Below are 5,157 nucleotides of genomic sequence, written 5' to 3'. Positions count from 1 at the left end.
CCAACCCGTAGTTTCGCAGGTTGAGGGCCGCGTTGAGATCCCGATCCACCTCCAGCCCGCACGCTCATCTTTCCTGTCATCGAACCTAAGTACCGGCACGATCACTATCTTGTCGTCCACGTGTATGTCGTTGTCCCGTGGATCTATACCCGCCCAGTCCACGTCCAGTTCCTCTGTTAGTTGTTCGAGTTCGGGGGAGTTTGCGAGGGCATCGAATATCTCTTCTCTTATCTTATCAACGTCGACTGGACATTCCTCATCTTCGAAGATAACGTCGCACGTGTCCCTGAAGACGAGGTCTATGAGTCTACCGGGCCACGATCCTATCAACCTCTGGTACTCGGTTACGGTCATGAACCTCTTCGGAGTGAGGTAGAGGTCGATGAATTTGTATAGTTCAGGCGCGTTTTCCCTTTTAACTTCTATCTTTATCGGGATTTGGACCTGGGACATGTATTTACCACCCACGCCTATGACGTAGCGGAGAAAAAAAGATCTACTGGACTCTCTCGAAGACTAAGAGCTCAACACTATGCGAAGAAGGCGGCGAGGGTATGTCGACGATCGCGTAGAGCTTACCAGAGCCTTCGTACATAGCAAGTAGTGTTGTGCCCTCGAAGAACCCGATGAAATCGGTTTCTCCTCCGTGCTCGTCGATGAAGATGAACTCGCTTGGATTGACGTCGACGTCGTTGTCGTATGGTATCCCGTGGACTTTGCACAATTCTCTCATATCGACCAACTTATATTTCTTCGTAGTTTGGGTTTGGGTTTGAACCTGGGTTTGGGATTGGGACATGTGTGTTTCACCCATGTTTATGATATGTCAAAAGCCCCTTATAAACTTTTCGCCCCTAGAACAAGCAAGTAAGATATGTAGTATACTAAATATTATATAATATGTAATATACACAAGTAGATGGGGGAGGAGGAAAAAGTTACAACTTCGAAAGCCTCGTCCTTTAGGGCGGGGAGGAGGTCAGCTACGGAAAACCCGAAGCAGTTGCGTGAGGCGCTGGCGGTGAACGCTGTGGAAGAAGAGCCTGCTTCCATAGGCGAACTCAGGAGGAGGATCAGGGAGCTTGAAAAGGCGTTGTCTGCTTATGGTTTTGACTGCAGGAGAGGTATAGAGACGTACAAGGTGAGCGAGATAAAGAGGATACTCCGCGAAGCGGGTCCCCGTGAAGGGGAGGCAAGGGTGATCCTGAGAGAGCTCGTCGAAGCCCAGCTGGCACTTTACCGCGAGCTTTACTCCATGGTGGGCGCCAGGGAGATAGTGGTCGACAGCGATACCCCGGAGAGGAGAGTGAAAGAAATAAAGGAGTGGCTGGAGGGACGCGGGCTGACCTCCTCCCCGCCCTAAAGGACGAGGCTTTCGAAGTTGTAAATGCCAAAGACACCATATTTATCATAGATATATGGGCCAACGCCTCCACCAGTAGCACTTTGACCTGCTTTTCCAGCAACAGTAAATCCATCATTATTGCTTGAGGGATTTACAGGATCGACAATATCTCTCAAATACACTGCATACCATTCATGATATCCAGCCTGTGTATATCCAGCGAATTTATATACTTCATAGTAATAATATATGTTACCATAAGAACTACTTTGATAGCCATAACCAACCAATATCAAATTCCAATTTTGTTGTGTCACACCAGCATTTACATCAGGCAAGCATAGTATTGCTAACAGGCCTAAAAGAGCTAGCAGAACCGACAGATGCGCTCTGCCTATCGCCCTCATCATACTCACCCCTTCACCTCCCAGGTACTAAATCATTTTCTGCTTTTACAACTAACATTAGGGTATTAAGCAATGCCTTTTGGATTGCATCATCTATGTTGTTGAAGTCGTCGATATGCACTGTGCCTGTAAAATCGATTGGAACTAGCCGCCCATCTATGTTCCTATATGTCCTGCCTACAACGATTAACAAATTCTGTGATATGGTTTCGGCTCTTCCATCTTTATACTGTTTTGTGATTGTAACTCTAGATTCGCTAATGTAGCTGAGTGGTGGGTCAAATAATTTACTAATACTCTGAATTACTCTTGAATCATTTGCTACAAAAAGTATGTAGTTGCTGCCTCGTGCAAGTCCACGAAGAACATCGATGTTTCTAGCAGAAGAATTTATCTCTTTCAACACCTCCTCGTCTAACAGATTCAATATGACTATAGACGGCTTCCAAAGTTCGCTACCAGCAAGCGTGGATACACTACCACATCTTGTTGTCGAAGCGTTAATGTTCTTATAAGTCAAGATTTTCTGCAGGTTTTTGTACAGCACACTGCTATTGTGTTCTACAACTATGAAGCTCCATTTATTAAGGAGTTGCAAATCAATACCAGCTTCAACGTCGCTTTTCGGGATTACACTATTTTCCTTGCTTGCAATTGCAGATGAATATATCAAACCACCAATTATTGACAAGCCTATGACAATCAACACTATGCTAACCTTATTATTTAGCCTAATCATAGAGAACAACTTTACACCCCAAGTTATAAAGTTAAGATAAGAAAGTTAAAAAACTTTTATGACAGTATTTGTTTTCCCTCTATAGCAATGCTTTTTACTACAGGCCTTCGTATGCCTATTATATTTACTTCCCTCTCCACTCCTCATAGCCTACACCACTGGTTTCCACAGATTTGAATGTTGGAGTGTTGCTTGAAATGAATATTTATACGATATAGCTATGGGTGTGATGGTCTTGTGTTTTTCCGCTGAGAGAATAGCTCTCGGGGTTTACCGCTGGTACTTGAAGTAGGTGTTGTCGTTCTTCTTGTTCACGTGTTCTTCGGGCACAACGAGGTGTTTGGTAATTGCACGTGCTTGTGCGGGGTTGTAGTTTACCTCTGCTACTAACTCTCCATAGATGGTTTCTAGCCTAAATCCCCCGGTGTTATCGGGGTAGACAGCTATATATAGTATTAGTGGCGATCCCTAAGCTAGCCGTCCCATGGTTTTAAGTATGTAGTGTATTTTCCTCGCTTCTCTGTAACTGTCATGGAAGCACGCCTTTATTAGGCCGCCTACTGGCTGCACGTGTACGAACTCCTGCCTGAAGCCCATATCCCGAAGTATTTCCGCTAGCCTTTCGGAGCGGAAGTAGTGGTAGTTGGGTTTAGCCTTCTTCTCCCAGTAGATGAATATGTCGTCAATCCACAGTACCCATCTTCCATTCTCCCGCGTGCCTACGAGGGTGTGCTGTATTAGCCCCAGCGCTCTTCGTGTCTGACCCTGCTCTACTAGCCTTTCAGCAATGCGAAGCACCCTCTTGACAGCTAGTGGAATGGTCTTCTCCCTTGCGGTGCCTCTGCCTTCTGCTTCCGAATCCGTGGCAAGTGTCTCTAGCAATTGTTTGGCACCCTTCCGGCCGCTTCTAACCCGTTTAGCATCTATTAGCTCTAGGATTAGCTCCTCATCGTCTACAGCGGTGTAGTACCTGCCCTGCCTCTTCACGATTATTCCCTTGTTCGCCATCATCTCGATGAGGTCTCCGACCGTGCCGTTGCTCACCTCCCTGCGTTTGAAGAACTCGTAGATGGCCTTTATGTCGATGAAGCTCATTCCTCTATCTCGTAGAAAGCTGCTTAGGAGGAACCAGATGACGTACTGTATCCCATTGATGAAAGTCTAAATATATTATAGTAGCTTAGCAGTATGTGCAGGTAATTCACTACCTCTACTGGGAGGCTATGCGGCATTATGACGAGCACTAGGTTTATGGTGCCGAGAACCTCGTTGAACGTACTCCTAGCGATAACTTGGAATGGGTACATCCCTAGTTTGTTTTGTTTTCTAGGAACCCCCTATACGGGGGTTATGTTCCTCTCTTGCCGGGGGTTGATACGGCATAAGCATCAACAGCATAATAATTATCATCAACAACGGTATCAATAATGCTTGGTAATGTTTTAGAGCTAATAACCTATAACCCTTCTAGAGTGAAGAGGAGGTTAGATTCCGCAGTTTTAGATGAAGACAGAGCCTTGGCGATTGCCTCGATGAACTCCCGGTTTTCACCGGTCTTCACTAGCTCAAGTAGGTGATCCGATAGATCTTCAGCGCCGAGGACTTTCTCGAGAGGTTTCAGGAACACGAGCGTGAAAGCTATGACTGCGCTCTCCTTATCTCCACCGTATAGAGATACAAGAGACGCCAGCACCTCGGTAGGACGCGTGAGCAGAAGGTCGGCGCACCTCGACCCGCTGTTCCTCACGCAAACTAGGTCGTAGATGTGGACTGCCTATATGTTGTTTAGTTTTTGGTTTTTCTGGTTATTTGAGTTTTTTCCATGAGTTCGACGTAAAGGCATATAAGCATCCACGTGTTTTAGTTGCTGGGAGCCTGTGAGCTGATGAGCCGTTGGCGAGGGACGAGGCTCTGTGAACCGCTCTTCGCCGATGGCTCCGGGGAGCATAGCGACCCCCTGGAGCCGCAGGCGGGGAGAAAGGGGATAAACAGGTGGGATGAACCCATGTCCAGAAAAACCAAAACAACCAAAACAACTAAAACAGCCTAGCTAATGGACACGGGCAACCACCATAGCTTACCTCTAGTAGCATCGGTTTTCAGCTCCGGGAACCTCTGCAGTATCCTCCTAGCACTCTTACCTTTGAGGTAGTTCACCACATATGCGGGGGATAGCCGTGGAGGGCATGAGCAGAACACGTGAACATGGTCCGGTAGCACCTCGATAGCTATAGGTTCACAACCAAGCTCAAGAAGTATCTGCTTCAGCACCTCTCTAGTGTATTCAGCAACATTACCTACCAGTATATCTCTGCGGTACTTAGGAATCCACACGAAGTGATAGCCACACCAGTACTTAGCATGCCTAGTGCTCCTAAACTCAAACAATGTCCGAGAGCCACCCTCCACGGCTACCCTAAGAACACATTAGAGAATACAGAGCTTATAAACCATACCACACCATCCCCGCCCTAAAGGGCGAGGCTTTCGAAATTGTAATCGCATGTATAAACCTATTTCATAGATACTTAAGATGTGGGGGTTTAGGGGTGCCCCTGAACGCCCCCAAGGGTGATGCAATCCCAAGACCGATGCAGCAAAACTTATTGATGCTGTAGGAAAACTAAAAGATTACAACATCGTCTCGGGTTTTGCTGGTAGTGTTT

General features: G+C 46.6%; 8 protein-coding genes and 1 pseudogene. 1 reads left to right on the top strand and 8 read right to left on the bottom strand.

Annotated elements, in window-relative coordinates; all coding sequences use genetic code 11:
• On the bottom strand, nucleotides 1-453 hold a 453-nt coding region (locus tag QXV08_RS08925; protein WP_342821591.1), incomplete at its 3' end, for a hypothetical protein.
• Nucleotides 454-496: 43 nt separating this feature from the next.
• Nucleotides 497-733, bottom strand: coding sequence for a hypothetical protein (locus QXV08_RS08920; protein WP_342821590.1), 237 nt, complete (start codon nucleotides 731-733; stop codon nucleotides 497-499).
• Nucleotides 734-919: 186 nt separating this feature from the next.
• Between QXV08_RS08920 and QXV08_RS08915 the strand changes: the two genes are divergently transcribed.
• Nucleotides 920-1,363 (top strand): hypothetical protein, encoded by a 444-nt coding sequence (locus QXV08_RS08915; protein ID WP_342821589.1) that lies wholly within the window; start codon nucleotides 920-922, stop codon nucleotides 1,361-1,363.
• Here the strand turns inward: QXV08_RS08915 and QXV08_RS08910 are convergent.
• The 6 genes and pseudogenes from QXV08_RS08910 to tnpA all read right to left on the bottom strand — a co-directional run.
• Entirely contained in the window at nucleotides 1,360-1,752 is a 393-nt protein-coding gene (locus QXV08_RS08910) for a hypothetical protein (protein WP_342821588.1), read from the bottom strand. The two genes, QXV08_RS08915 and QXV08_RS08910, sit on opposite strands and share 4 nt — an antisense overlap.
• 13 nt (nucleotides 1,753-1,765) lie before the next feature.
• Nucleotides 1,766-2,491 carry a hypothetical protein gene (locus QXV08_RS08905; RefSeq protein WP_342821587.1) on the bottom strand — a complete coding sequence of 242 codons (726 nt, stop codon included), beginning with the start codon at nucleotides 2,489-2,491 and terminating at the stop codon, nucleotides 1,766-1,768.
• A gap of 468 nt (nucleotides 2,492-2,959) precedes the next feature.
• Nucleotides 2,960-3,586: a hypothetical protein gene (locus QXV08_RS08900; protein WP_342821586.1), complete on the bottom strand. Its 627-nt coding sequence runs from the start codon at nucleotides 3,584-3,586 to the stop codon at nucleotides 2,960-2,962.
• 23 nt (nucleotides 3,587-3,609) lie between these two features.
• Nucleotides 3,610-3,798 carry a hypothetical protein gene (locus tag QXV08_RS08895; protein ID WP_342821585.1) on the bottom strand — a complete coding sequence of 63 codons (189 nt, stop codon included), beginning with the start codon at nucleotides 3,796-3,798 and terminating at the stop codon, nucleotides 3,610-3,612.
• A 149-nt stretch (nucleotides 3,799-3,947) separates the two neighbouring features.
• Nucleotides 3,948-4,238 (bottom strand): hypothetical protein, encoded by a 291-nt coding sequence (locus QXV08_RS08890; RefSeq protein WP_342821584.1) that lies wholly within the window; start codon nucleotides 4,236-4,238, stop codon nucleotides 3,948-3,950.
• A 323-nt stretch (nucleotides 4,239-4,561) separates the two neighbouring features.
• Nucleotides 4,562-4,900 (bottom strand): annotated as a pseudogene (gene tnpA, locus QXV08_RS08885) (IS200/IS605 family transposase); the annotation flags it as partial.
• Nucleotides 4,901-5,157: the final 257 nt, after the last annotated feature.

It is taken from the genome of Desulfurococcus sp. (assembly GCF_038881575.1).
GTDB lineage: Archaea > Thermoproteota > Thermoprotei_A > Sulfolobales > Desulfurococcaceae > Desulfurococcus.
This window is presented reverse-complemented; position numbering and strand designations above follow the sequence as displayed.

Coding starts and splice junctions, on each gene's coding strand:
- QXV08_RS08915 (WP_342821589.1), top strand. CDS start 920: ATGGGGGAGGAGGAAAAAGTTACAACTTCGAAAGCCTCGTCCTTTAGG.
- QXV08_RS08910 (WP_342821588.1), bottom strand. CDS start 1,752: ATGAGGGCGATAGGCAGAGCGCATCTGTCGGTTCTGCTAGCTCTTTTA.
- QXV08_RS08900 (WP_342821586.1), bottom strand. CDS start 3,586: ATGAGCTTCATCGACATAAAGGCCATCTACGAGTTCTTCAAACGCAGG.
- QXV08_RS08905 (WP_342821587.1), bottom strand. CDS start 2,491: ATGATTAGGCTAAATAATAAGGTTAGCATAGTGTTGATTGTCATAGGC.
- QXV08_RS08920 (WP_342821590.1), bottom strand. CDS start 733: ATGAGAGAATTGTGCAAAGTCCACGGGATACCATACGACAACGACGTC.
- QXV08_RS08895 (WP_342821585.1), bottom strand. CDS start 3,798: ATGTACCCATTCCAAGTTATCGCTAGGAGTACGTTCAACGAGGTTCTC.